Origin of the sequence: Shewanella sp. 10N.286.54.B9, from assembly GCF_041468565.1 — a bacterium.
Classification (GTDB): Bacteria; Pseudomonadota; Gammaproteobacteria; order Enterobacterales; family Shewanellaceae; genus Shewanella.
The window spans coordinates 77,692-103,006 of record NZ_JBFRIY010000019.1 but is presented as its reverse complement, the minus strand read 5'-3'; the positions used below and the strand labels follow the sequence as shown (position 1 = coordinate 103,006).

Below are 25,315 nucleotides of genomic sequence, written 5' to 3'. Positions count from 1 at the left end.
CTCACATGATTAACAATAAAAAAATAATAGCGTTAGTGGCTCTTTTTAGTTGCCAGCTAGCGGCACAAGATAACTTTGATACGCAGCAGAACAGAACGGTTTTGCAGGGGCCTATAGCGGCGAGCGAAATGTCAATTTGGCAGCAAAGAGCACTGTTTGCCAGTGAACAACAGGGATTGGTGTTGGCAGATAGGCAGCAGTTAAATGTCATCGTCCCTGGGCAGTTTGAGTATCTGGCTGTGCATGGCGATATTGCACTGACTTACGATACTCAAATTGATCAAGTGCAGGGGGTTAGCTTAAGTCTCAGCAATACTCAGCGGATGTCACTGCTGCCTAAGCGCGCATTCCAAGTGGAGTGGCTCTGTTTACAACCTCGACAAGCAGATAACAATCTCTATGCTTGGATAGGCGATGATGCAGGTCATTCCGAGCAATGGTTATTATCATCTGCTGGTGAGTGGCAACCACAGTTGGTGCGTAGCTTGGCGGTATCAATGGGGGCGTTAAAGTGTGCTGTCGATAATAACGAGCAGTTGTATGTACTGGATAATCAGCACGGTTTATGGCGTTATCCTGCTGCGCCGCATATGGCTGCAGAGTCTGAGTTGGTAACTTATATCCCCGATAACAAGCTATCAGGGTTAGCATTCAACAGCGGCAGCATCTTGATGATGGATGAGGTTGGACAAATTTATGATATTGAGGGAGCTAAAGTCGCTACGCCCTTTAAAGGTCACGAGGCGCTCGAAAGCTTATATGTGGCAGATACACAGCTTTGGGCATATTCTGATGATGACGATCAATTCTATCAAGCTCAATGGCAGCCAAAACAGAACACAACCGTAAACTCCACTGCGCTCATAACAGAGATCCCCACTGCAGTTGAGAGTGATGTTTCAGATAGATCTGGCGATACTATGGATGATCCCGCGATATGGGTCCATCCCACTGAGCCAGAAAAAAGCCGGGTACTAGGCACCAATAAGCGCTGGGGGTTACTGAGCTTCTCAATGCAAGGTCAGCAGCTGCAAGCGGTGGCCGCTGGGCGGGTCAATAATGTTGATATTCGACAGCAAGTTTTGTTGGGCGGTAAATATCGTGACATTGCCGTCGCCAGTAATCGTGACCGTGATAGCTTGAGTATTTTCAGTATTGATAGCGATGGTTTGCTGACGCAACTACCAGAACAAGAGACCATATTGACTGATATTTACGGCCTTTGTATGTATCAACCGAGCGAAGATGAGCTGTATGTTTTTGCCAATGAAAAATCGGGGAAAGTGAGCCAAATACAACTGAAATGGCAAGATAACCATCTTAAAGCGACAGAGGTTAGGCAATTTAGTGTGCCAAGCCAGCCAGAGGGTTGTGTTGCTGATGACGTCAATAAGCAGCTGTTCTTAGGCGAAGAAAATGTTGGTATCTGGACATTTAATCTTGATGATAACTCTGCCGAATTAAACGGTGACATGATTATTAAAGCTGGTGGGCCGCTAGTGGCTGATATTGAGGGAATATCGCTGTATCAAGCCAATAGTGAAGCGGGTTACTTAGTGGTCTCGAGTCAAGGTAACGATAGCTATGTACTGTATAACAGCACACCGCCTTATGCTTACGTTGACCGCTTTAGGATAGGGATCAATGGTAAGCGAGGGATGGATGGCAGTGCAGAAACTGACGGGTTGGATGTTACCGCAAGCTCAGTAGGTAAAGGCAGGTGGTCACAAGGAATGATGGTGGTGCAGGATGGTCGTAACCGCATGCCTGATCAGAACCAAAATTTTAAGTGGGTACCTTGGAGTGAGATAAGCCAGCAACTGCAGCTAGAATAATTGCAGCTTGAGCGCACAACCACTAACGAGCTTATGCTTGTTAGTGGTTGTTTAGACTATTTAAGGTCTTTCGAAACTTAAACTATCATCAATTTCGTCATCACCATCTTCATCGAAACTTAGTGTTAAAATATCGTCATTGATAGATAAGAATAACCCTAGTTCAGAGTCAAGGCTAAAATCTGTAAGTCCTGTATCACCATTGGCATCAAAAGTAATATTTATGGTTACCTTGCTTGTGTCGCTATCTATATTATAGGTTCCCCACTCCATACCTGACTCTTCTGTTTCGTCTTCGAAATCTACTTCGGCGTGTACATAGGTGCCGTTGGCATAAAACACAAGCATGAGCAGATCATTTTCATTCTCTTCAATCGTTCTTACTTTCCAACTGCCGAGCTCGTTTGTCTTGGTAAGCCTTTCAAATACTAGCGTTTCATCTACTGTACCATCGGCATCTTCATCAACATCAAAACTTAAGTTGCCGTCGATGATTTGTGCAAAAAGTTGTGGGTCTTGGGTGTTTTTGCCGAAATCATTAAGGCCAACACCATCATTTTCATCAAACTCTTGGCTTGCGTAAACTCGATTAGACTCACTGTCGCGTTCATATGAGCCCCATTCCATGCCTGATTCTTCGTCTGAATCATCAGCATCGACCTCAAAGAGTACGTATTTCCCATTATTAAAGAACACGATGCTCAATAGGTCGTTGTCATTGTTGATTGCTTGCCAACTTCCCACTATTCCGATCTGTACATCTGCCTCGCTGAGTTGTTCAGCCAGGTGGGTAATAGCTTGGTGCTCATCGATTAACTCCGTAACTGCGTTATCCTGCCCACCGTTTTGAATTGTTGCTTGTACGGCATTAGCCGCAGCAAAATCTGCGGTCGACATATTGAAGTCGACCGGTTCAGCACTATCAATTGCGGTTTGGGTGATAGTGATACCATTACTTGGGTCACCATCTTGATCCAAAGTCTGCAGCAATCTTGCCATATTGATAACGCTAGCATTGGTGACATCTTCGCTATTAGCTAAACTCATCGGAGTGACTACGCCTGTCGCTGCCGTAGCGGGAAACTCTAACCCTCCAATAAAGAAGGTAACAGTTTCACCCGGAAGGTACTGGTACATCCCATCTGCATCGGTTACGCCATTGAGTGTTTCGGTGCGATAGCCTATGCCGATAACGGCACTATCTAGAAATACACCTGTGTCCGGTGTAACGGTGACAGGAATGGGCTGTGGCAGTACTTCTGGCTCAGGATCATCATCACTGCTGCCACAGGCAACCAGAGTTAATGAAATTAATAAAGCGGTAGTGGCCGAGTAATTAAAATTGGAATTACAGGCAAGACTAGACTTAAACATATCAAGCTCCTTTACAGATCTAGTTAGACGATTTGCTGCTGTGCCTCATGCTTAGAACATCCATCTCAGAAGCGACAACATAATTGAGTTCGCTCTAGGTTTAACACAAAATTTTCTCGACAAAATTATGTCATCACCGAATTCAAGACATTTCAGCAACTTTCATATTTATTGCTACCGCTGTAATTGTGAATCAATAGCTTAGGGGGTATTTAGTCTTTTCTGGCAACCTCGGCTTTGGCTTTAACTATTTTCATGATCGCTAATTGACAACCTAAATAGGTGCCGATGACCACTTTCTCTGCTGCTCCCAGTTTTACTGTCAGGTTTTATGCCTTCTATGAGAAAGCCTATTTTTGCGCTGTGTATTGCCGAAAACTGTCTTATAGCGAAATTTTTTGCCTGAGCAGGCGGGAGATCTTAACGGATGTGGATATTGAGATATTACTTATGATGTTTACCAGCTAACAATATCGACTGCCATGAGATTTATTGTTGCATCTCTGATGCTTTAAAATAACTTTCTGATGATTCACTTTTAGTGAATATATATTTAGTTATTGGGTGAGGTTAAAGCAAGAGGTTCTCTGAGGAAGTATCGATAATATTTTAACAGTGGCTTAATCTATAAAGAGTATGCTGGAAATGAGGAGTTAAACATGAACACTTGTTTTAAAACCGCCTCAATAGTTAATCTTTGAAGCGGATTTTTGCTTAATTGTAACCAAGAATATAACTCGGTGTTTCATCCTCCTGTTCGTAGGTGTATAGCTGGCTTTCATGCAGTGTTGAATCCTCTTCTGTGGTTTTTGAATGTTCAATTTCACCCTGTTTATAGTTATTAATGATATATTTTTCCATTACAACGTCCTTTAATTTAACTAGCGCTCTCCTTATATATAGTTTAAATAATTTACTTTGCTTGTTTCTATGCTAATTAATTTCATATTTGCTAATTTAAAATATAGCTTGGGTAATAATTAGTCTTGTTTATGACGAAATATTCACTACGGAATGATATGAATTTTTTTGTGGTTTTAAGTTTATTATTTTTATTAAATGCCTGTTCAAGCGCGCCTGAACGTAATGAAAAAGGCTCTGTTTACTCTGGAGGAAAGGGTAATCTAGAAAACATTAGTGCAGTAAAAAGTCAATTAATGCAATTACATAAAGAATGGAAAGGTACACCTTATCGACTGGGTGGCCTGAGTAAGCAAGGTGTTGACTGCTCTGGTTTTGTGCAAGTAGGCTTCCAGCAAAAATTTGGCCTAACATTGCCGCGCACCACTGATGAACAAAGAACTGTAGGCAAAAGTGTCAGTAAAAATAACTTGAGGCCAGGGGATCTGGTTTTTTTCAAAACAGGTTGGAGTACACGACATGTTGGGATCTACATAGGCAACCATCAGTTTTTACATGCTTCAACGAGCCAAGGGGTGATGATCTCCAGTTTGGACAATAGCTACTGGAAGCAAAAGTACTGGCAGTCGAGAAGGCTTTAGTTGTGTGGCTTTAGCCATTGCTCTAACGCATATTCTGATTACTCTCAAAGCTGCATCCTTAAGTTGGATCGGTAACTATTAGATATTTATCAAATCTCGCTAGTTAACTTTATGCTACTTTAAAGCCATTCTTGCTGGCATCTATTTAGTCAGAGTTTATGCACGCTTAGTAAGAACTGATATTATAGCCTCAACAGATTTATTACATTCGAAGCAGGTTGGCGGCGGATGTACTCGCAACAGATTAAAGTGAAAGGATTAAGCAATGAGCAAAGCAAAAATAGGTATTGTTACTGTCAGTGATCGCGCTAGTGCTGGTGTGTACGAAGATCTATCAGGTAAGGCAATTATTGACGTACTTAATGAGTACCTTACGTCTGAGTGGGAGCCTGTTTATAAGGTCATTCCTGACGAAACTGATGCGATTGAAGCAACGCTAATTGATATGGCGGATGTGCAAAACTGTAGCCTAATTGTCACCACTGGCGGCACAGGTCCTGCTAAGCGTGATGTTACCCCTGAAGCAACTGAAGCGGTATGTGATCGCATGATGCCAGGTTTTGGTGAGTTGATGCGTGCTGAATCATTGAAGTTTGTACCGACTGCGATTTTATCTCGTCAAACAGCAGGTCTTCGTGGTGACTCTTTAATTGTTAACCTACCAGGTAAGCCAAAGTCTATCCGTGAATGTTTAGATGCGGTATTCCCAGCAATTCCTTACTGCATTGACCTTATGGATGGCCCATTCCTTGAGTGTGATGAAGCGGTAATTAAGCCTTTTAGACCAAAAGCAAAGTAGCTCGCTTAAGCTGGTTTTAAATACACATAAGCCCGAATCAACTCGGGCTTTTTTGTGTCTAGCCATAAATGTTCCAGACATTTAATGGCATTTCCTCCATCCTTGGAGGTCAGAACACTTATGCCAAAACCCATGGATGGGTAGTTTTGGTATTTGTGTCTGGCCATAAATGTTCCAGACATTTAATGGCATTTCCTCCATCCATGGAGGTCAGAACACTAATGCCAAAACCCATGGATGGTTAGTTTTGGCATAAGTGTCAGGCCATAAATGTTCATTCGGTAACTGCGTCCTGCGTTACTCTATTTGCTGCGTTCACAAAGTTGCTAGCATTTGTTATTGCATAAGCTGGCGGCATTAAGCCCAGTGATGAGTAGCAAAGCAGGGATCATTACGAAGTGCACCATCGCATTGGGCTCGATACTAAAATTGAGCCAGACCAATAGTGCCCAGCTCAATAGCCAATAACTGACGCTGAATAGATGTTTAGTAGAGAATGACTTCATAACGAACTCCTTGTTTTGTCGCTGGTGCCTGTTTGGTTGGACTCATAACAACTTGGATACAGTTTAAATTCTGGACAATGAGTAGATAAGTGGCATTATTGACAAATTAAAGGTGATTAATGACAGGTGAGTTGCTATGAAAAGAATCGTAGTGTTAGCTGCAGATAATGCAGTTGCTGGTGGCATCATCAGTTTTATGGATGTATTTAGCTTCTGTAATACTTACTGGAAGATGACACAAGCCAATGCTGAAGAGGATCTGTTTGAGTGTAAAATTCTGTCACCTAACGGAGAACCAATTCGCAGTGACTATGGTTTATCGTTGCCTGTCGTGCCTCACGCAGATGCCGAACATTATTTATCACACGCCGATGCGGTAGTCGTTGCTTCATCCACCATCACCAACCGCACAGAGTTAGAAAGTTACTTAAAAGCATTTCATCCACATATGTCGAGCCTGCATCAGTTCGCTCAAACGGGTAAACCAATAGCTGCCTACTGTTCCGGTACGTTGGTGCTAGCGGCAAGCGGTTTACTCGACGGTAAAACCGCGACTTGCGTCTGGTGGTTGGCTGAGCTATTTAAACGTCGATTCCCCAAGGTTAATTTATGCATGGATCACTTAGTCATTAACGATGGTCAGCTGCATACAGCGGGTGCCACGACAGCTAACCTGAGCTTGGCGTTACAGCTAGTTAAGCAGTTAGTGGGTGAGCAAATTGCCATGCAAATGGCTAAGGTCTTGCTCATTGACCCTAACCGTATCTCGCAACAACCTTTTATGACTTTAGATGCTGAACCACAGCATAAGGATCAACTCGTGAGTCGCATTCAAGATTGGATGCAACTGCATTTAGCTCAGAGTTTTTTATTGGATGATATTGCCGATAAGTTTGCCATAGGTAAGCGTACTTTAATCCGCCGCTTTAAAAAGGCACTCAATGAAACGCCCGCAAGCTACATGCAACGACTTAGAGTGGATGAAGCCAAGCGCTTACTGGAAACCACTGAGTTAGCATTAGAGCAGATAGTGATTAAGGTCGGCTATGAAGATGTAAGTTCTTTTAGAAAGTTATTTATTCAGTTAACCAGTGTGTCGCCCAGGGCCTATCGGCAAAAGTTTAATACTCACAGCTGCTGTGAGTATTAAATTCATTCACTGGCAAGAAAGTGAGCTCAAGCTTGCTTCTGACTCCGATTGGCGTACTTATCGATTGCTTTTCCTGTGGTAGCCCAAACCAGCACGCCACCCCAAGCAATCAGTGAAAAGCCTGCAGGAATACAAGCGAGTAATATTAATTTGAAATGTTTGCGGTTGAATACTAGTGCCAGTAGCGCTGGCAGGAACCAGATAAATACCACTACAACGGCGAGAATTGCTAAGAATAAATAGTTATCACTAGCTAAAATATTATCGATAAATTCCATTTTATTCCTCCTGATAATGGGCCTCTTAAACGATTGTGTTTAAGAGGCATTCCTTTTATCTAAGGCTATAATCCAAAGACTATTTTTTCGCTTTTCAGTGACTTTTGCATACCCATTGCTAAGCCTGCCGAAATCACCAATGTGGTAATGGACGACACTGCGAGTTGCACGACAGGTAACTCACGGCCTTTGATAAACTCCATCAAAGCCTGTAGCTGGCCTGATACTGGTAGCCACTGCAAAGTATCGGGAGCAATATCATAGCTGGCTGCCATTGCTAACATCATGGGTAAAATGAGCACTATGGTGAGGTACGACTGGGCTTCTTTGAAGCTCTTAGCCATAAACGATACAAACAGCTGCAGGCAGGCGGCCATAATAGCGACGGGCAGGCCGATCACCATCATCATACCGATAAAGCTACCGTTAACGCTGACGCTAAAGCCAAGTTCCTGCCAAGGTACAAAGCTGTAAGCAAACTTCGACACAATTAAGGTCAGTAGTAGACCTATCATGGCAAAGATGGTCACGGCGAGAATCTTAGATAGCACTATCTGTCCAGTTGATACTGGATGACTGAGCAATAACGCTAACGAGTTACGCTCGCGCTCACCCGCACTGGTATCAATAGCGAGGTTCATGCCTGAAATAAACACTGCGTAGATCATCGTCATCGTCGCAATGCCTAAAATCATGCCAGCTTTTGAATCCGGGGTGGCTTGATCTTCAACATTGAGCTTAATCGGTTGCATCACTCTCGGGTCAATACCGCGAGCAATTAGTCGTAAACTGCCCATCTCTGAGCTGTAGGCTTGCAAACGTTTCTCAAGGCGGCGAATTGATTTCTGTAGTTTCTCATTGGAAGCATCGGCGATAAGGGTAACGTCGGCGCTGATCCCTTTAGCCATATTGCTGGCGTAATCATCACTGATGACTAACAAAATGTCCTTGGTATTCTCACCGTCGGTTTGGTTAATCCCTTTGCTAGATAAGTACTTCACTAGATCAGGAGCACCTTGCGGATTGTCGATGTTAATATTTAAATCTTCTGGACTCGTCAGCTGGCCGATCAACATAAAGAACATGCCGCACATCAGTAGCGGTGCCCCCATTGCGTAGTAAAGCCCTGCCATTACCGAGCGTTTGTCGCGTGCGGCATCAATAAGCTCTTTGCGGAGCATGGTGATTATTTTATTACTCATTTCAATATCCTTTTGTTGCCGTTGCGCTGTGCTGCATAGAGTGTTTCGATTGATGACTGCATCATGCGGCAATCCCTTCATCAGTACCGATAAGCTGAATAAAGGCATCCTCGAGTGAGGCTTTGCCCGTTTGTTGGCACAAGGCGTCAGGGCTACCGACGGCAACCACTTTACCTTCAGCCATCACAATCACTTGGTCGCAGAGTGCGGCAACTTCCTGCATCACGTGGCTGGAAAACAGTACACAGTGACCTTGGTTTTTAAGGTCTCGCAATATGTCACGCAGCACCCGAGTGCTCATGACATCTAGCCCGCGAGTAGGCTCATCGAGAATGATATTGGTTGGCTGGTGGACAATGGCTTGTGCCAGTGCGGTTTTCATTCGTTGCCCTTGAGAAAACCCTTTGCATTGCCTGTCTGCAATATCAGCTAAGTGCAGTTTATCAATCACATTGCTGGTGGCTTGTTTGGCATCTTTACGTGATAAACCATTGAGCTCGGCAAAGTAACTGATGTATTCCCGTGGGGTTAAGCGTTCGTACAGTCCAAATGGATCTGGAAATAATCCCAGTTGTTGTTTGGCTGAAACCGGTGATTTGGCAATGTTAATCCCATCGATTTCAGCGATGCCATTGTCGGGCTTGAGCAGGCCAAACACAGTGCGTAAACAGGTTGTTTTACCCGCGCCATTTGGGCCAAGTAGCCCGGTAATTTGGCCATCGAGAGCAGAGAAGCTTAAATCATTTAGCGCCTGCACATCTCCGATGCGTTTTGACAAGTTTGATACGTTAATCATCAGTGTTTCCTTACTTATTCAGGGCTTGTTGTGGGCTCAAAGCTTTATCTGCATCGGCACTTAATGTGGTTTCTTGCTCATTACCATTGGCTGGAATGGCTTCAACAGTACTGGCATTCAAATAGAAATTACGGCGAGTATCCTTGCTTAAACACTCAGCGTCGATGTCGGTTACCGCACCTTTTTCGACAAGTTCGGCAATTAAGTTATTGCCACAAGATTGGTAGGCAACCCCATGAGTCGCATAAGGGGCGATAAAGTGTTTGGCATTGGTTAATTTTTCCATCGCCATCTCTCCCCAACTTGGCGGTGTGGCAGGATCTAATTCTCCAGATAACAACAGAGTCGGAATATCACTGGCGATGGCTTGGCTGAAACTGTCGTCAACGGCAGGCATGTTCCATACGGCACACGACTGCTCAAAGGTCTTGAGCATCTCTTTACCGAAATAGTTAGTTGCGGTTGTAGCACGTAGTTCAGGGGTTAATCGCTGCCAGTCTTCGCCACATACCACCGAGGCATGCATGCCCATAGCGATGCCTGTACTGTCCATTGACATGGCGTAGAGACCGGTAATGGGTTGGAAATTACCTTTTGAAGCTTGGTGAATGGCGTGGGGGATCAACGCACGGACGCTGGGTGAGTAGAGTGCCATGCGCAGCGCGCCTTTGAACTTACTGCGCGTCATGGTGAGTTGGGTTGCTTCACCAGTGGTGGGATCGGCAATGGTGCTTATTTTCGGCGCTTCAGCCAGTTCGCTATCTACCTTTTCCAGATCGGCGGCTAGCTGTGGAAATTGCTTATGACATAAAGCGTTGTTACTACAATCTTGGAGCATCAGTTCAAAAGCTCGGGCAATCGCATCACCAATCGCTAATACACTTTGCTGCATCGGCACGACACCATCTAAGGTGACCGTGGCTAAATGTTCAGGGTAGTGACGCATATAAAGCTGTGCCATGCGCGTACCGTACGAAACGCCGTAAAGATGCAGCTTTTGATAGCCTAGATGGGCTCTTACCGCTTCAAAATCTTGCAGTGCGGGTAGGCTGCCATATTGGGTAACATCGGCGTCTAATTCATCTAAACACTTTTGGGTTTCGACTCGAGTATCAAAATCACTTTCGTTAATCGCTAATGCACTATCAAAGCCGTCACCGATACATTGCAGTTGGTTTGATTGCCCAGTACCACGCTGATCGATCAAGATAACGTCTCGGGTTTGACGCACTTTACTCAGCATTTGATCAAAGCCCTTGGCGTTCTCTATCGCTGATTGCCCTGGCCCGCCTGCAATAGCTAACAAGGCTTCACTTTTACCACTGCTCTTAATTGCAGGCATGACCACGTAATGTATTTGAATCTGTTTGCCGTCTGGCTTGGCATAGTTTTCCGGTACGCTGACCGCGCCGCAGTTCATCTGCTCTGATAGCCCGTCAACATAACAGCTGCTCGCAGTGCTTGAGGCTGACGTTGTCGTTGTCGTTGAAAGCGTAAGTGGCTGCGAATGAACAGAAGGAAGCAGTACAGCTGCCCAAATGGCAACTGCGATGGCAACTTTTTTACGGCGTGTCAGAGTTGGACAAACTCCTGCTCGTAATTGCGAATACATTCCGTGGTGCATGATACTGATTCCTTTTTGCAATTTAGCGGGTATATGTTAACTTGTTACTGTATCGGTGTATCAATGTATTAATACAGTGACTAAAGGCTAATGTTAGAGCAACTAAATGTCAACCCCAGTAGTGGTGAACCAATTTATAAACAATTAAGCGAGCAGATCGTGCGCTTGATTGTGGGCGGCCAGCTACAAAGTGAACAAGTATTGCCGTCAGTGCGGCAGATGGCAGAGCATTTAACGGTAAACCCAATGACAGTGAGCCGAGCAGTGCAACAGCTGGTGGAGCAAGGTTGGCTGGAGCGCCGCCGTGGCCAACCTACTCGTGTGGCACAACGTGAGCAAAGTGATGTCACCTCCAATGAACAATTATTACACCCGCAGATTGACGCGGTTGTTGAGCAGGCTAAACAACTCGGTATCAGCTTAGATGCGCTAAAAACACTGCTTGGTGATCGCTGGAAGTAACATTTAAAGGATTTTTTTCGATGGATATGAACGAAACACCAATTTTAGTCTGCAAGCAGCTGACAAAAAAGTTTGATGATAAAGTCGCGCTTAATGGGTTAGAGATGGCGCTGTACCCTGGAATGGTTGTGGGTTTACTGGGGCAAAATGGCGCGGGTAAATCGACCTTAATGCGCTGCGCTTTAGGGATTATACAAGCCAGTTCTGGCAGTATTGATGTGCTAGCAACGCCCGTTGAGCAGATGACCTCTGAGATAAAAACACAAATAGGTTATGTGCCGCAGCAACCTTTTGGTTATGAAGGCTTTAGTGTATCTAAAGCGCTGGATCTGCATCGTAGCTTTTATCCTGAGTGGGATACATCGCTAGAAGCTGAATGGCTACAACGATTCGATCTTGATGCTAAACAGCAGGTGCAGCGTCTATCCGTTGGCCAGCGTCAGTCGTTAGCACTGATTATGGCAATGGCTTATCGACCTAAACTGCTGATCCTTGATGAACCTGTTGCCAGTCTAGATCCTATCGCTCGACGTAAATTTATGGCCGATCTATTTGAATTAGCACTCGAGTCAGGCTCTTGTGTGCTGTTCTCTTCTCATATCACTTCCGATCTTGAACGGGTTGCTAGCCATCTCGCGCTGATTAAGCATGGCGAGCTGGTGATATTTAAAGAGATAGATGAGCTGAGAGAACAAGTGAGACTATTAAAGCTGAGTGAGTCTGCCACGCTTCCCGCTGAGCTAAATATACTGCATCGCGCTGGCAATAATGTGCTGGTTGATAACTATCAACAGCAACAGTTTGATGGGCTTATCAGTGCAAACTCATTGAATTTAGAACAGCTGTTTATGGAGCTACACTCATGAACTGGGCATTTATAACCTCGGGTAAGTGGTTAAAAGGCTCTGTTCGGCTGTGGTTATTTGATCTTGGTTGCGCCAGTTTTCTGGGGGTTGGCTTACTGGGATTAGTTATGGCATTAGCTATGCCTTTTATGCTCCCTGATGACGCTGAGCGCAAAGTCGACACACTAATGCTATTGATGAATATGTTTGTCGCTTCAACTTGCGTGGCTATCGGTTGGCAGATGAACCGCTTAGCCGCCACAGAGTGGGCCGCTATTGTGCCCCAATATCGGCAAAGTGTAATGCTACAAGCACTTGGCTTATTGATAACCAGTCTTCTAATCGCAACCACTTTTCTGGCTGCACATAACGCATTTGATAAGTTTGATGAGCTACTGCTGACACTATTATTTGGGCTCGGTTTTCTCTATTTTAGCTTGAACAATAGCAGTGCTTTCCATCTGTCATTTGTATTGTTTATCTCTTTGCCCATGCTGCCTTATTTGGCTGATCTGTTGCCTGCAACAGGGAGTGCTTTGTTATTGTTTACAGATCTGGTTTTGGCAGCGCTTTTATGGCGCAAGCTATCAAGGTTTGGTTGGAATAGTAAAGCGCGCATTGTTTACCTAAATGGCCTGGAGATGGGCTGGTTTTGGTTGCCATCACTTAAGTCTTCCAAGCTGCTTAACCGGTTCGAGCGTTATCTGCACCCTGCCAACTATTTTATTGGACCGATGCTAACAATGATGTTGTTGGCTATGCCGCTAGTAACGCTGTTGTTAGCACTTGGGGCATATATGCTCGATGTGCAACTACCTGTGCTATTTCTGTTGATTCAGTTTAGTAGTATCGCTTGCGCCATGTTGCACTGGAGCCGTATTCAACGTTGGCGCGCGGTAGAAAGTTTATTTGTATTACCGGGTTTTGATGGCAAAAAGGGCATGATCGATGCCTTTATGTTAGCCCAGTACCGTTTACTGGCTATATTAACGGTTAGCATGATGGTGACTGCAGCATTAGTTAGCCTGTTATCACCACTGGTGAGTTTGTCGGTTTGGTCGCACATCGTTTTGAGTAATGTGATTGGTTGCGCGGCGATATTAGGGTTAGGGTCTATGTGTCGTACTTCAATGCAGATCTCCGCCACAATCTTTTTTGTCGCGTTGCAATCTGGTTGGGTATCATCTTCGCTTTCTACTGTGCAAAGTGGCGGAGATATTTGGCACTGGGTAGCTTGGGACGTTCCGTTGCTAATATTAGCGTTTTTCTGCCTTTGGTACGGCAAATATCGCCTATGGCGTGGTGACCTATTGTCTAGCTAACTGTTTGAAACTGTTATCAACCTGCTGGTTTTGTTGTGTTGCGGATGACAGGTTTTTATTGCCGGGCACTTAACGGTTATGTTTGAAATCAATATTGAATCAATTAGCCAGCCTCTATATGACTCAGTTAGGTACACTTGTTGCTAAGGTGTTTCTGTTTTAATTGAGCTGGTTAGCTTAAGACAATTTTTGTTAATCGAAGGCTGTTCATCACCATGGGCAGCCTTTTTTGTGTTTGACTTAACACTAATAGAGCAAAAGCTCTTAGTTTTTGAGCGAACTTCGAGTAAACTTACTTTAAAGCGGAACACTTGTAAGCTAAAAGGTAGTTATTTTATGTCACTCGAGTCATTTCACGTTATACGTCTTATACAGCAACAGAGCCAAGCACTTGGCGATGCGATAGCACTCGAAGGATTCGAAATGGCCGCGCCTTGGCATCAAGTTAGTTGGGGCCAGTTTGATGTTATCACCTCAAAAATTGCACGGGTGTTAATCCAGTTTGGCATAGAGTCGCAAGACCGTGCGGTGATCCTTTCACAGAATTGTCCGCAGTGGACTTGCGCAGATTTAGGCTTATTAAAGGCTAAAGCTGTGGTTGTGCCTATCTACCCAACTAGCACTTTAGAACAAGCTGCTTACATCGTTAACGATGCTCAGGCTAAACTTATTTTTGCTGGCGATGCCGAACAATACGCTATGGCGTGTGATTTAGTTGCCCAGTGTGACTCTGTATCGCGCATTGTGGTTTTCGATAAGAGTGTGCCGCTGCAAGATAGCCATAATCACTTTTACTTAGATGCACTACTTGAGCGAGAGCTCGATAAGGTCGCCGATACTGAGTTGCAAAAGCGACTCGCGGATACCAGTCTTGACGATCTACTCACGCTTATTTACACCTCTGGCACCACGGGTGAACCAAAAGGGGTGATGTTAGATCACCGTAATATTGCATCAACTGTGCGCCAACACGATCAAAAGATGAACTTTGAAACTGGCGATACTTCATTGGCATTTTTGCCATTAAGCCACGTATTTGAGCGTGGCTGGAGCTTCTATGTGCTTTGTCGCGGTGGTCACAATGTTTACCTGCAAGATCCAATGACGGCAAAAGACGCCATTACGGCTGTGCGTCCGCATACACTGTGTGTTGTGCCGCGTTTCTTAGAGAAAGTTTACAGCGCTGTACAAGATAAAGTGAGTAAAGCACCCAATGCACGACAGAAAATGTTTGCTTGGGCGATGTCAGTGGGTAAGCGCCAGTTTGAAGTTAGCCAAGGCCGAACTAAAGGCTCTGCAATGTTGAATTTGCAGTGGGCAATAGCCAACAAACTCGTTTATAGCAAGCTGCAACAGGTATTGGGTGGTCGTCTTAAATTCATGCCCTGTGGTGGTGCAGCGTTAGACACTAAAGTGGCTAGCTTCTTCCATAGCATTAATGTACCTGTGCTGTGTGGTTACGGTATGACTGAAACCACTGCAACAGTGACCTGTAATACGTTGGGTAACCGAGTGACTGGCTCAAATGGACAAGTATTACCTGAAACCGAGATTAAGCTTGGTAAAGACAACGAAATTTTGGTTCGTGGTGATACCGTTATGCGTGGTTACTATAACCGCCCGCAAGAAACTGAAGAAACCTTTGAAGATGGCTGGCTTAAAACCGGCGATGCGGGTCATATCGACGCAAACGGTAACCTGTTTATCACTGACCGTATTAAAGAGCTAATGAAAACCTCAAACGGAAAGTATATTGCCCCGCAGCGTGTTGAGGGCAAAGTCGGCTGTTGTCCATTCATCGAGCAGGTGGCGATTATTGCTGATGCGCGTAACTATGTTACCGCATTGATTGTGCCTGCATTTGAGTCTTTAGAAGTATGGGCAAAAGAGAAGGGCGTACATTATGAGTCACCACTTGAATTGTTGCGTCATTCCCATGTTGTAGAGCATTTTGAAGAACGCTTAAAGTCCTTACAAACAGAGCTTGCAGGGTTTGAGAAGATTAAAAAATTCACCCTACTGCCAGATGCATTTTCAATGGAAGCGGGTTTAATTACGCCAACAATGAAGCTACGCCGTAAGGTTATTTACAATAAATATGCGCGTGAAATCGATAAGATGTATGCTCGTTAAATTGAGCTAATACATCAACACAAAAGGGATGCCATGCATCCCTTTTTGTTATCTGGCTTAAAGCAAGTAGAACGGGTATAACTCAAGATGAGCAAATACTGCGTTGAAATAGAAATATCGGTAGAATAGTGGCACTGCTGTGAATAACAATAAATAAAGGACAGATCCCGTGAAGGAAAGTGAATTTAGCTTAACCATACAACCGCGTTTTTGTGAAACCGATGCCCTAGGTCATATCAATAACACGGTGATCCCAGTTTGGTTTGAAGCGGGCAGAGAGCCGATTTTTAAGATCTTTAATCCACAGCAAGACTTGTCGAAATGGAATCTCATTGTCGCAGGTTTTACCATCGCCTTTAACGCACCAACGTACTTTGCCAGTGACGTGACGGTAAAAACGTGGGTCAGTCGCATTGGCAATAGTAGTTTTGAGCTCACTCAGAGTTGCTGGCAAAACGGCAAAAAAACCGCAGAGGCGCAAACTGCGATGGTGCATTACGATTATGCCACCGAGAAAAGTGTGCCCTTGAGTGAAGAGGTGCGGCAGCAGTTAGCAGCACTCACTGGTGCACCTAGTTAGCGACAAATTACTCTGCTTCTATGATAATAAAGTGACAGTTTAACGGGGTAAACTCGACTTCTTTTAATGGAGTGAATAGTTGCGCGGGGCTATCGCCTCGCCATGTGGTTCGAGTTATATCGCTCCGACTATAATGTTGTTCCTGCCCTAGCAACGCAATGGATAGTCGCTCACCATCAAACTGCCACTGGCCTTGATAGCTATCTAGCTGCTCTAATTCTGTATCTAACGCTTCATGTTCGAGGGTTACATTTCCGCCCGGGCTTAATGCTAATAGCGTGTCCCCCTCTTTACAGTTATCGCTCCTTAGCCAGTTGGGTGGCATTACTGCGGGCTGACTGCCACGGATATAGAGGCCGATATTATCGATACTGTAAAAGTGTTTTCCCTCAGCAAATTTATAGGTTTGCGGCTGGTTAAACCCAAGCTGTTGTAACAGGGTTATCAACTGCTCGATAGCATCTTGATTTTGTTGGGCGGGGTTGATGGCGATACTGGTATCTGAAAATTCCGCAGGGATCTCCAGTTGTGTCAAGGTGATCTGCCAGCCCTGCGCTTCAAGTTGTTGACTTAGGGCATCAAGTTTAGTCGGCTCAACCCCATTAGCACTGATAAAGGCATGCCGCTGCACGCAGCCCGTTAGCAAAACAAGGCTGGCTAAACTAATCATTACTAGCTTAACGAATCTAAAGGAATTTCTGTACATACCAGCAACTAGCTTCTATCTGTAATCCTTGCGATTTTGCCCACGCTATACCATGTCTAACCAACTGCTCTGCGAGTCCTTTACCGCGCAATTCGTTGGGGACAAAGGTATGAGTGAAGTTGCACAAACCTTGATTATTTAGCGCAGCGTTATTGGTTAATAACTCGTAAGTGAGCACTGCTTGCGCCGTACCAATATTAATCACAAATTGTTGCTCATCAGGCAGATGGGTAATGTTTTCAGACATTTCAAATCCTTTGAATTTACTTAAACTTCAAAAGAAAACCATACAGATATATCGGGCTCGGAGCTACTGCTGATAAGTTTTTAGCGCGTCCAATAGCTGCGGCGTTAGCTGTGCTTTTTGCCCGGTTTTGAAGTTAAACATCACCACTTGAGATGAACCCATTGTTGTAATTGCTTGCTGAGTTTGACTGAAAACATGATAGTGCATCATGAATCGGTCATCATTAATGTCACTAATGCTGACACCAACGACTAAGGTATCAGGGAAGGTCACTGGTCGCTTATAGCGGGCTCGGTTTTCGCTTATTACAGGACCGACAGCTGTTTTTTGCAGATCTTCGAGCAGATTGATTTGGTTAAAAAAGTCGATTCTGGCGGTTTCGAAATAGCGAAAATAAACCACATTGTTGACGTGTTGTAGGGCATCCATTTCGCCCCAGGCAACGTTTATTGAAGTATTTATCGGGTATTGCTCGAGAAATTTATCCATCATGCTCTCTTATTTCGTTAAATCGACATTCAAACGACTGTTTGATTAATAGCCAGCATAACAGCATGTTTTAGTGACAACAAGCATTGATAAATGGATTTTTAGGCATAAAAAAAGGCATTCAATGAATGCCTTTTATCTGCTGAGAGTGAGTTAGATCTCTAGCTCTGCAAAGTTGCTAATCTGCTTAAAGTCGCCTGTACGTTGGCTATCATCACGCACCATTTGTACCACATTTAAACCCGCTTCGCTGGCGGCTTTCAGCTCTTCCAGTACATCTGAAACAAACAGGATCTGCTTCGGACTAAGGCTAATGGTATTGAGGATATTGCAGTAGGCTTGCTTAAAGCGTTTGTTACCCGTGCGGGTGTCAAAGTGGCCGTTAAACTTATCAGTTAAATCGCCAGCATCGCTATTACCAAATAGTAATTTCTGTGCATCAACAGAACCCGATGAAAAGCTATATACTCGCAGGCCTTGCTGCTTGTAACCGTCTAGCGCTTCGATAAAGTCTGGGAAGATATGCCCTTTAAACTCACCGTTAGCGTAACCTTGCTTCCAAATTAAACCTTGAATGGTTTTAAGTGGTGTCGCTTTGCGGTCTTCTTCAATCCACTGCAACAATATTTCGGTGACTCGAGCCAGATCGGCATCAGGCTCTAGTGCGATATCTTGTACATCACAAATGCAGTTTTCAACTAAAACATTGTGTTGATTTTCTTCAAGAAAAGCGGGTAGTACCTTAGCAGAATAAGGAAACAGAACGTCCTCAATAAAGTTAAGATCGGTAGTTGTACCGGCTGTATCTACGACAATGGCTCTGATACCCATGATGTTTGGTTACTCCGCAATGTGCTATTGATCTGTTTATTGCTCAGATCCTAAGCTGAAACGGCCTGTTTGGCTAGTTTATTTGGACTGCAAATCGTAGTTAATTTTCAGTCATGTAGCCTAACGAAACTTTTCGACGATATAGCTATCGATTTTTTCTAAAGTTAAAAGAGATGTACGGTTAAATTTTGGTTAGTTTTTCCGTGGTTTGGTTTGCAGGTTAGGGATAAAAAATTGATAAGATTTATGCTTTGGGTAATGACAAGAGTAAGCAGATAACAAATAAAGCCTTGCTTACTCTAGTCATCAATAACCGGGTTATTCAGTGATAAAACCAAAGAAGCTGAGCAGCTTTGCGGTATCTTGCCTTACACTCAAGGTGACAGAATAGTCATCAAGATCATCGGGGCCTAAGTTTGCTTTAAAACCTAATAAAAATGGCTTGTCTGCAACCAGTTGATATTGTGCTTGTATCACCCAAAGATTAACGTCTGTCATTGCTCCATGGTTTGTTGTTCTAACAAAATAGCCGCCAACTCTAGCTCGAGGAAGCGCATTACTGTTTTCTTCTACACCCGTGCTGTAAAGGTTGAACTCTAGACCACCGCCGTAATACCTTGCTAACTCATTACCTTGGGTTGCTTCATCTAAACTACGAATACCAGCTAATGCAGCAAAACTAAGAACGGAATCTCCACTAGCGGTTGCCATAAAATGACCTGGCGAATATAAATACTTCATGTAACCATCAATAGTATCGGTGACGTCGTTAAATCCAGCAGCGTCGGGATCAGGTTTTTCTTCATTAACAGTTGGGTTCTGGCCAAATGCGACTCCAACTTCAAAGTTAGTGACTGCGTCACTCCATCCCCAGCCATTCTTCCAACGACCATTTAGCTTGAGTGAGCCGGTAACCCCGCCTTGATCAAAACCAGTACGTTTGCCGTCATCGTCATAGCCATTTTGTTGTTTATAACCTAGCTCGAATGAGCTGATCCAACGCTTGGTAGTATCATTTTTTTCCTTAGCTGTTTTCCCTTTAGTTATTTGGCTTCTAGTTGCTATTTTGCTGGCTGTTAATTGCGTAAGAATAGCATTGTCTTGGGAAGTCAACGCTACTCCTGAAGCCGCTATCTCAGAAAGGCAGTTAGCGAAAACATTAGCAGCGAGACCATCATTCTTGAGTTTTACCTTATCTATACCGTCAATACCGACATTGTTCGATGACGGACAGTTAATGATGATTTGTTTGGTTGGATCTTTAGCATTCAGGCAAGCATCGATAGTTTTTGTGCTATCTAATGCACTAATACTGGGTTTGAGTGTGCTGAGTGAGTTGTAGCAAGTTTGAGTTTGTGTTGCTCCTGCGCTATTTAGCGTTTGCCCTGCAAATACTAGTGGCGACAAACCGCAAAGTAGCAGCGGAGTTATTTTTAGTAAGTTCATCATCAGTCCTTTGTGTGGTTATTTTTATTAAATAAACCAAGACTGCTGGAGAGGCCTCCACTTTGGCACAGACAATTTACACGTGAGAAAAAACCAGTAAAGTGAGAAATGACTTTTAATTGTTTAATCAGTCTTTAGTGCTACTCGGCTGTAGCTGTATTGGTGGTTGATAATTGAATTTTAATTGTCATCGCACTAACTTTTACCTTGGTATCGCGATAGTGTCTTGGAATGCTTCGTCATATCGTTCTGTGTCTGCTTGTAATTTTGTGAGTATATCAGGCCATAGTCGTCACAGTTTCCTCTTAGTAACGTTGATGAATAGCGACTTGAATTATAAAGCGCTAACACTGCGCTGTGCCGCAGTGTCCGGTTTGTTCTAATCGGTTACTACTGATGAGTGGAGAAACGATCCACCTAATACTGAAGCTTTTGACTCATTGGTTTGAAAGTAACTATTCGGGTTACGACTGTTAGGAATTAATATAATGGTGCTGTTTAATATATTGCCATTTTTCCTAATAGTATTTAGGTTTTGTCGTACTAAATGATGGCGGTTGGCTGTAGATCCTAGCTAAAAGAGCAGTAGATAAGTGAAGTGATAAAGATAGAATGATAAATGCTAGAACATTCTATTAAAATATAAGGGATAGACAATGAACATGAAAAAAGGACTTTTAGCTTTAATAGCAACTGCTGCAGTAACCACAGCGGTACAAGCTGCCTATTGGGAGTTTTCAATCTACGCTTACGTTGATAGCAATGGCGCCGAAGTTGGCAGGTTGTATATCCCATGCTTTAACCGTCAAGCGGTTAGTCAAGGCACAGTAACAAATAAAAAGGTACTGGTTGAACGAGGCACCTGTAAATAAAAGTTAACTTGAATCGCCCGCAGCATCGGCGATTTTTATTTGCTGACAACCGCTATTCTATTAACTAAACGTTATCGGTTTAGTGCGCTAAATAACCTCTACAATGATATAGATCTTAAGAGAGACCGCTGCAAAATTTGACAGTTTGGGAACCATTGGTTTTAGCTGCATCAGGCTGGTTGTCGTACAAAATCAAATAATCCCTATCTAACTTTAATATCGAAAGCGATTAGCTGCAACCGTTAAGCACACTCTGCTTTGTGGCGGAAGTCCAATGCTGAGCGATGACAAAACATCATCGCTTTAGGCATCCAACTCTTGATAGAAAGCTACTGATGTACCAAGCGGCCATTTTTAACCACTTCGATACAAGAGCCGACCCCATAGGTGTAGGAAAGCTCTGCCGGGGTACTGATATTCCACAGGCAGAAATCGGCGGTCATGCCCGCTTCGATAATCCCAACCTCAGCATCAATCCCCAAAGCTTTAGCGGCATTGCGTGTCATGCCGGCGAGTGCCTCTTCTGGGGTTAAGCGCATTAAGGTACAAGCCATGTTCAGCATCAAAAGGCTAGAACACATTGGCGATGAGCCTGGGTTATAGTCACTGGCAACCACCATCGGAACTTGGTATTGGCGTAGCAGCTCAATAGGAGGTAGCTGGGTTTCCCGTAGGAAGTAAAAAGCACCGGGCAGTAAGGTGGCACAGGTGCCGCTTTCGCTCAGGGCTTTGACGCCGGCTTCATCAAGGTATTCGATATGGTCTACAGACTTGGCGCCTAGCTTGGCTGCCATGGCTGAACCGCCTAAATTTGATAGCTGCTCAGCATGCAGTTTAATATCGAGGCCAGCATCTTTAGCTGCAGTAAGCACGCGTTCGGTCTGCGCTAAGCTAAAGGCGATATTCTCGCAAAACACATCGACGGCGTCAGCAAGGTTCTCTGCAATCACTTTAGGCAACATCTCATTGATCACTAAGTCGACATAAGCATCACTGTCATTTTTATATTCTGGTGGGATCGCATGTGCACCTAAAAAGGTCGTTTTCACCTCTACATGATGGTGTTTACCTAGCTCGCGGGCGACCCGCAGCAGCTTTAATTCGGTTTCAATATCTAAGCCGTAACCCGATTTGATTTCAACTGTGGTCACACCTTCTTTGGCGAGTGCATTCAGGCGTTGGCGACCAAGCTCAAACAACTCGGCTTCATCGGCTTCTCGGCAGGCTTTTACGGTTGAAATAATACCGCCACCACTGCGAGCGATCTCTTCATAGCTAGCACCTTGCAAGCGCAGTTCAAACTCATTGGCGCGATTACCAGCAAACACGAGATGAGTGTGGGCGTCGATGAGCCCTGGGGTGATCCAGCCACCTTTACCTTTGTAAATTGGCGTGGCGAGTACATCAAATTCTGGCAGTTCACTGCGTTTTCCTACCCAAGCAATTTTGCCATCTTTAACCGCTAACGCAGCATCTTGTATCGCACCGTAAGGCTCTGAAATGCTTGGTGACATAGTAGCGATATTGATATCAATCCAGACTTGATCCCACGACATACTGCACTCTCTTTTTGTTGTTTTAGCTAGTGGCTGAATACTAACACTAAGCATCGTCACTAAAAATATTTTGTGAGCTAGCTTGTATTTACTTGTATATACAAGCTAGGATTGTAGCCGAGTTTTTGATCATTATAAATAGCAGACCGTTGCTAAATGGCCGCAAATACCCAGCATAGTGTGTCGGTCATCAAAAATGAAAATCGCGACAGCAAAGCAACCAATAAAGGTAAATAAACCTGATATGGCAACGCCAAAGTTTGAAGAGATTAAGCAATATATTTTAGCGCAGATTGAATCTGGACAGTGGGCGGAAGACAGCCGTGTGCCGTCGGAAAATCAGCTGGCTGAGCTGTTTAGCTGTAGCCGAATGACCGCAAGACGCGGCTTAACTGAGCTAACAGAATCTGGCGTATTAGAGCGTTCTCAAGGGTTGGGCACTTTTGTTGCGGGGCTTAAAAGTCAATCTTCGATGATGGCAATTCGCAATATTGCCGATGAGATCAAAGACCGTGGCCATGGTTACAGCGTGCAGCAAGTGTCCTTAACGCAAACAAGTGCCACAGGTGCTATAGCCATTGCATTAGGACTAGAAGAGGGTAGTGCTGTCTATCAGTCGGTGCTGGTGCACTGCGAGCAGGGGACACCGCTGCAATTAGAGGAGCGTTTTGTGAACCCCAAATTGGTGCCTGAGTATTTAGCGCAAGATTTTACCCAGCAAACGCCGCACGAATATTTATCTATGGTGGCACCGCTAACGGAAGCCAAGCACACCATTGAAGCCAAAATGGCCGATGATGCGCAGCTAGCACTGCTCAACATCGAGGCCTCAGAGCCATGTTTACAGATTACTCGCCGCACTTGGTCACGCCAAGGTGTGGTGAGTTTTGCACGTTTAGTGCATCCAGGAAGTCGATTTAGATTAGGTGGTCATCTGACCTTTAACTAGAGGTTGGTTTGCTACAGCAGTACAAGTAAAACGCTCAAACAAATGAGCTGAAAACGATTTAAAAAACAAAAAGACAGTTATAAAAACAAGCATATAAAAACAAATCGAACGAGGTAGACCCATGGATAAGAGACACGATCCAAGCCGCCGCATCATTGCGCCGACAGGAACAAAGCTAAGCTGTAAGAGTTGGTTAACCGAAGCGCCAATGCGTATGTTAATGAATAACTTACACCCAGATGTTGCTGAGCGCCCTGAAGACTTAGTGGTTTATGGCGGTATCGGCCGCGCCGCACGTGACTGGGAGTGCTACGACAAAATCGTTGAAGTACTGCAGCGCCTTGAAGAAGACGAAACCTTAATGGTGCAATCGGGTAAACCTGTCGGGGTATTCAAGACCCACAATAATGCCCCGCGAGTGATTATTGCTAACTCTAACCTAGTGCCACATTGGGCTAACTGGGAGCACTTTAACGAGTTAGATAAGAAAGGTTTGGCGATGTACGGCCAGATGACAGCAGGTTCTTGGATCTACATCGGTTCGCAAGGCATTGTGCAAGGGACTTACGAGACGTTTGTCGCGATGGCTAAGCAACACTTCGGCGGTTCGTCTGCTGGCAAATGGATCTTAACCGGTGGTTTAGGTGGTATGGGTGGCGCACAGCCTCTTGCAGGCACTATGGCCGGTTACTCAGTACTGACCTGTGAAGTGGATGAAACCCGTATCGATTTTCGTCTACGTACTCGCTACGTAGATAAAAAGGCGACCACTTTAGATGAAGCATTAGCGATGATTGAAGAAGCTAATGCGAGTGGCAAGCCTGTATCAGTCGGTCTACTTGGTAATGCAGCCGATGTTTTCGCTGAGCTGGTTGAGCGTGGAATTACACCAGATGTGGTTACCGACCAAACTTCAGCGCACGATCCGCTAAACGGTTACCTGCCACAGGGCTGGACGCTAGAGCAAGCGATTGAAATGCGTAAAACTGACGAAGCGGCAGTGGTTAAAGCAGCTAAGCAATCAATGGCAGTTCAAGTTAAGGCAATGCTAGCGCTGCAAGCTGCAGGCGCCGCGACAACCGATTACGGTAACAACATTCGCCAAATGGCATTTGAAGAGGGTGTAGAAAACGCATTCGACTTCCCAGGTTTTGTACCTGCTTATGTGCGCCCACTATTTTGTGAAGGTATTGGTCCATTCCGCTGGGTAGCGCTATCTGGCGATCCTGAAGATATCTATAAGACCGACGCTAAAGTTAAAGAGCTTATTCCTGATAACCCCCATCTGCACAACTGGTTAGATATGGCGCGTGAGCGTATCGCGTTCCAAGGCCTGCCATCGCGGATCTGTTGGGTAGGTCTTAAAGATCGTGCCCGTTTGGCTTTAGCCTTTAACGAAATGGTTAAAAATGGCGAGCTTTCTGCGCCAGTGGTTATCGGCCGTGATCACTTAGACTCTGGCTCTGTAGCCAGTCCTAACCGTGAAACTGAATCTATGCTTGATGGCTCAGATGCGGTATCTGACTGGCCACTAATGAACGCACTACTTAACACTGCAAGTGGTGCAACTTGGGTGTCGTTGCATCACGGTGGTGGTGTCGGTATGGGCTTTAGCCAGCACTCAGGTGTAGTGATTGTGGCAGACGGAACCGATGACGCCGCAGCGCGCTTAGGTCGAGTGCTGTGGAATGACCCTGCAACAGGCGTGATGCGTCATGCTGATGCTGGATATGAAATCGCCAAAGATTGTGCCAAAGAGCAGGGTCTAGACCTGCCGATGCTTGATACCGCCAACACAGAGGGTAAGTAGA

Annotated in this window: 25 protein-coding genes; 12 read left to right on the top strand and 13 right to left on the bottom strand. The window is 44.7% G+C overall.

All coding sequences use genetic code 11. From position 1 onward, the window contains the following. Positions 1–5: 5 nt before the first annotated feature. Complete coding sequence (locus AB4135_RS07635; protein ID WP_371991732.1) at positions 6–1,835, top strand: phytase; 1,830 nt, start codon at positions 6–8, stop codon at positions 1,833–1,835. Between the two features lie 60 nt (positions 1,836–1,895). Here the strand turns inward: AB4135_RS07635 and AB4135_RS07630 are convergent, their stop codons facing one another. Together AB4135_RS07630 and AB4135_RS07625 are read right to left on the bottom strand one after the other, a co-directional pair. Beyond that, the gene (locus AB4135_RS07630; protein ID WP_371991730.1) at positions 1,896–3,209 is read right to left on the bottom strand and encodes a hypothetical protein; all 1,314 of its coding nucleotides are present in this window, start codon (positions 3,207–3,209) and stop codon (positions 1,896–1,898) included. Positions 3,210–3,923: 714 nt separating this feature from the next. Next, positions 3,924–4,070, bottom strand: a complete 147-nt coding sequence (locus tag AB4135_RS07625) for a hypothetical protein (RefSeq protein WP_371991728.1) — start codon at positions 4,068–4,070, stop codon at positions 3,924–3,926. Between the two features lie 158 nt (positions 4,071–4,228). Here AB4135_RS07625 and AB4135_RS07620 point away from each other — a divergent pair, with 158 nt between their 5' ends. Further along, complete coding sequence (locus tag AB4135_RS07620) at positions 4,229–4,711, top strand: NlpC/P60 family protein (protein ID WP_371991726.1); 483 nt, start codon at positions 4,229–4,231, stop codon at positions 4,709–4,711. 265 nt (positions 4,712–4,976) lie between these two features. After that, complete coding sequence (gene mog / locus AB4135_RS07615) at positions 4,977–5,510, top strand: molybdopterin adenylyltransferase (RefSeq protein WP_020910330.1); 534 nt, start codon at positions 4,977–4,979, stop codon at positions 5,508–5,510. Positions 5,511–5,836: 326 nt separating this feature from the next. On the opposite strand, the gene AB4135_RS07610 is transcribed toward mog, so the two are convergent. Beyond that, on the bottom strand, positions 5,837–6,016 hold the full coding sequence (locus AB4135_RS07610; RefSeq protein WP_220738274.1) for a hypothetical protein: 180 nt from the start codon (positions 6,014–6,016) through the stop codon (positions 5,837–5,839). A gap of 136 nt (positions 6,017–6,152) precedes the next feature. Here AB4135_RS07610 and AB4135_RS07605 point away from each other — a divergent pair, with 136 nt between their 5' ends. Next, positions 6,153–7,166 carry a GlxA family transcriptional regulator gene (locus tag AB4135_RS07605; RefSeq protein WP_371991724.1) on the top strand — a complete coding sequence of 338 codons (1,014 nt, stop codon included), beginning with the start codon at positions 6,153–6,155 and terminating at the stop codon, positions 7,164–7,166. A 26-nt stretch (positions 7,167–7,192) separates the two neighbouring features. On the opposite strand, the gene AB4135_RS07600 is transcribed toward AB4135_RS07605, so the two are convergent. The 4 genes from AB4135_RS07600 to AB4135_RS07585 form a co-directional block, all read right to left on the bottom strand. Then, positions 7,193–7,444: a superinfection immunity protein gene (locus AB4135_RS07600; RefSeq protein ID WP_371991722.1), complete on the bottom strand. Its 252-nt coding sequence runs from the start codon at positions 7,442–7,444 to the stop codon at positions 7,193–7,195. A 65-nt stretch (positions 7,445–7,509) separates the two neighbouring features. Beyond that, entirely contained in the window at positions 7,510–8,646 is a 1,137-nt protein-coding gene (locus AB4135_RS07595; RefSeq protein ID WP_371991720.1) for an ABC transporter permease, read from the bottom strand. A 61-nt stretch (positions 8,647–8,707) separates the two neighbouring features. Next, entirely contained in the window at positions 8,708–9,442 is a 735-nt protein-coding gene (locus AB4135_RS07590; RefSeq protein WP_371991718.1) for an ATP-binding cassette domain-containing protein, read from the bottom strand. A gap of 10 nt (positions 9,443–9,452) precedes the next feature. Continuing rightward, entirely contained in the window at positions 9,453–11,066 is a 1,614-nt protein-coding gene (locus AB4135_RS07585; RefSeq protein WP_371991716.1) for an alpha/beta hydrolase, read from the bottom strand. Between the two features lie 90 nt (positions 11,067–11,156). Between AB4135_RS07585 and AB4135_RS07580 the strand changes: the two genes are divergently transcribed. The 5 genes from AB4135_RS07580 to AB4135_RS07560 all read left to right on the top strand — a co-directional run bounded on the left by AB4135_RS07580 (position 11,157) and on the right by AB4135_RS07560 (position 16,408). Next, complete coding sequence (locus AB4135_RS07580; RefSeq protein WP_371991714.1) at positions 11,157–11,528, top strand: GntR family transcriptional regulator; 372 nt, start codon at positions 11,157–11,159, stop codon at positions 11,526–11,528. Positions 11,529–11,548: 20 nt separating this feature from the next. Continuing rightward, on the top strand, positions 11,549–12,394 hold the full coding sequence (locus AB4135_RS07575; RefSeq protein ID WP_371991712.1) for an ABC transporter ATP-binding protein: 846 nt from the start codon (positions 11,549–11,551) through the stop codon (positions 12,392–12,394). Next, positions 12,391–13,695, top strand: coding sequence for a hypothetical protein (locus tag AB4135_RS07570; RefSeq protein ID WP_371991711.1), 1,305 nt, complete (start codon positions 12,391–12,393; stop codon positions 13,693–13,695). Before AB4135_RS07575 ends, AB4135_RS07570 begins: the two co-directional genes overlap by 4 nt. A 336-nt stretch (positions 13,696–14,031) precedes the next feature. Next, positions 14,032–15,828 carry a long-chain fatty acid--CoA ligase gene (locus AB4135_RS07565; protein WP_371991710.1) on the top strand — a complete coding sequence of 599 codons (1,797 nt, stop codon included), beginning with the start codon at positions 14,032–14,034 and terminating at the stop codon, positions 15,826–15,828. A 169-nt stretch (positions 15,829–15,997) separates the two neighbouring features. Then, the gene (locus AB4135_RS07560; RefSeq protein ID WP_371991708.1) at positions 15,998–16,408 is read left to right on the top strand and encodes an acyl-CoA thioesterase; all 411 of its coding nucleotides are present in this window, start codon (positions 15,998–16,000) and stop codon (positions 16,406–16,408) included. Positions 16,409–16,415: 7 nt separating this feature from the next. Here the strand turns inward: AB4135_RS07560 and AB4135_RS07555 are convergent, their stop codons facing one another. The 5 genes from AB4135_RS07555 to AB4135_RS07535 all read right to left on the bottom strand — a co-directional run bounded on the left by AB4135_RS07555 (position 16,416) and on the right by AB4135_RS07535 (position 20,127). Continuing rightward, complete coding sequence (locus AB4135_RS07555) at positions 16,416–17,078, bottom strand: hypothetical protein (protein WP_371991706.1); 663 nt, start codon at positions 17,076–17,078, stop codon at positions 16,416–16,418. A gap of 16 nt (positions 17,079–17,094) precedes the next feature. Next, positions 17,095–17,361, bottom strand: a complete 267-nt coding sequence (locus AB4135_RS07550; protein ID WP_371991704.1) for a GNAT family N-acetyltransferase — start codon at positions 17,359–17,361, stop codon at positions 17,095–17,097. A 63-nt stretch (positions 17,362–17,424) separates the two neighbouring features. Beyond that, positions 17,425–17,850: an acyl-CoA thioesterase gene (locus tag AB4135_RS07545; protein ID WP_371991703.1), complete on the bottom strand. Its 426-nt coding sequence runs from the start codon at positions 17,848–17,850 to the stop codon at positions 17,425–17,427. Between the two features lie 153 nt (positions 17,851–18,003). Then, positions 18,004–18,681, bottom strand: coding sequence for an acireductone synthase (mtnC, locus tag AB4135_RS07540; RefSeq protein ID WP_371991701.1), 678 nt, complete (start codon positions 18,679–18,681; stop codon positions 18,004–18,006). A gap of 318 nt (positions 18,682–18,999) precedes the next feature. Continuing rightward, complete coding sequence (locus tag AB4135_RS07535; RefSeq protein ID WP_371991699.1) at positions 19,000–20,127, bottom strand: hypothetical protein; 1,128 nt, start codon at positions 20,125–20,127, stop codon at positions 19,000–19,002. A gap of 656 nt (positions 20,128–20,783) precedes the next feature. On the opposite strand from AB4135_RS07535, the gene AB4135_RS07530 reads away from it, so the two are divergent. Then, positions 20,784–20,999, top strand: a complete 216-nt coding sequence (locus AB4135_RS07530; protein ID WP_371991698.1) for a hypothetical protein — start codon at positions 20,784–20,786, stop codon at positions 20,997–20,999. A gap of 329 nt (positions 21,000–21,328) precedes the next feature. Here the strand turns inward: AB4135_RS07530 and hutI are convergent, their stop codons facing one another. Continuing rightward, on the bottom strand, positions 21,329–22,555 hold the full coding sequence (gene hutI / locus AB4135_RS07525; RefSeq protein ID WP_371991696.1) for an imidazolonepropionase: 1,227 nt from the start codon (positions 22,553–22,555) through the stop codon (positions 21,329–21,331). Positions 22,556–22,799: 244 nt separating this feature from the next. On the opposite strand from hutI, the gene hutC reads away from it, so the two are divergent. Together hutC and hutU are read left to right on the top strand one after the other, a co-directional pair. Beyond that, the gene (hutC, locus tag AB4135_RS07520; RefSeq protein WP_371991784.1) at positions 22,800–23,504 is read left to right on the top strand and encodes a histidine utilization repressor; all 705 of its coding nucleotides are present in this window, start codon (positions 22,800–22,802) and stop codon (positions 23,502–23,504) included. 121 nt (positions 23,505–23,625) lie between these two features. Then, complete coding sequence (gene hutU, locus AB4135_RS07515; RefSeq protein ID WP_371991694.1) at positions 23,626–25,314, top strand: urocanate hydratase; 1,689 nt, start codon at positions 23,626–23,628, stop codon at positions 25,312–25,314. Position 25,315 lies beyond the last annotated feature (1 nt).

Coding starts and splice junctions, on each gene's coding strand:
- AB4135_RS07635 (WP_371991732.1), top strand. CDS start 6: ATGATTAACAATAAAAAAATAATAGCGTTAGTGGCTCTTTTTAGTTGC.
- AB4135_RS07630 (WP_371991730.1), bottom strand. CDS start 3,209: ATGTTTAAGTCTAGTCTTGCCTGTAATTCCAATTTTAATTACTCGGCC.
- AB4135_RS07625 (WP_371991728.1), bottom strand. CDS start 4,070: ATGGAAAAATATATCATTAATAACTATAAACAGGGTGAAATTGAACAT.
- AB4135_RS07620 (WP_371991726.1), top strand. CDS start 4,229: ATGAATTTTTTTGTGGTTTTAAGTTTATTATTTTTATTAAATGCCTGT.
- mog (WP_020910330.1), top strand. CDS start 4,977: ATGAGCAAAGCAAAAATAGGTATTGTTACTGTCAGTGATCGCGCTAGT.
- AB4135_RS07610 (WP_220738274.1), bottom strand. CDS start 6,016: ATGAAGTCATTCTCTACTAAACATCTATTCAGCGTCAGTTATTGGCTA.
- AB4135_RS07605 (WP_371991724.1), top strand. CDS start 6,153: ATGAAAAGAATCGTAGTGTTAGCTGCAGATAATGCAGTTGCTGGTGGC.
- AB4135_RS07600 (WP_371991722.1), bottom strand. CDS start 7,444: ATGGAATTTATCGATAATATTTTAGCTAGTGATAACTATTTATTCTTA.
- AB4135_RS07595 (WP_371991720.1), bottom strand. CDS start 8,646: ATGAGTAATAAAATAATCACCATGCTCCGCAAAGAGCTTATTGATGCC.
- AB4135_RS07590 (WP_371991718.1), bottom strand. CDS start 9,442: ATGATTAACGTATCAAACTTGTCAAAACGCATCGGAGATGTGCAGGCG.
- AB4135_RS07585 (WP_371991716.1), bottom strand. CDS start 11,066: ATGCACCACGGAATGTATTCGCAATTACGAGCAGGAGTTTGTCCAACT.
- AB4135_RS07580 (WP_371991714.1), top strand. CDS start 11,157: ATGTTAGAGCAACTAAATGTCAACCCCAGTAGTGGTGAACCAATTTAT.
- AB4135_RS07575 (WP_371991712.1), top strand. CDS start 11,549: ATGGATATGAACGAAACACCAATTTTAGTCTGCAAGCAGCTGACAAAA.
- AB4135_RS07570 (WP_371991711.1), top strand. CDS start 12,391: ATGAACTGGGCATTTATAACCTCGGGTAAGTGGTTAAAAGGCTCTGTT.
- AB4135_RS07565 (WP_371991710.1), top strand. CDS start 14,032: ATGTCACTCGAGTCATTTCACGTTATACGTCTTATACAGCAACAGAGC.
- AB4135_RS07555 (WP_371991706.1), bottom strand. CDS start 17,078: ATGATTAGTTTAGCCAGCCTTGTTTTGCTAACGGGCTGCGTGCAGCGG.
- AB4135_RS07550 (WP_371991704.1), bottom strand. CDS start 17,361: ATGTCTGAAAACATTACCCATCTGCCTGATGAGCAACAATTTGTGATT.
- AB4135_RS07545 (WP_371991703.1), bottom strand. CDS start 17,850: ATGGATAAATTTCTCGAGCAATACCCGATAAATACTTCAATAAACGTT.
- mtnC (WP_371991701.1), bottom strand. CDS start 18,681: ATGGGTATCAGAGCCATTGTCGTAGATACAGCCGGTACAACTACCGAT.
- AB4135_RS07535 (WP_371991699.1), bottom strand. CDS start 20,127: ATGAACTTACTAAAAATAACTCCGCTGCTACTTTGCGGTTTGTCGCCA.
- AB4135_RS07530 (WP_371991698.1), top strand. CDS start 20,784: ATGAACATGAAAAAAGGACTTTTAGCTTTAATAGCAACTGCTGCAGTA.
- hutI (WP_371991696.1), bottom strand. CDS start 22,555: ATGTCGTGGGATCAAGTCTGGATTGATATCAATATCGCTACTATGTCA.
- hutC (WP_371991784.1), top strand. CDS start 22,800: ATGGCAACGCCAAAGTTTGAAGAGATTAAGCAATATATTTTAGCGCAG.
- hutU (WP_371991694.1), top strand. CDS start 23,626: ATGGATAAGAGACACGATCCAAGCCGCCGCATCATTGCGCCGACAGGA.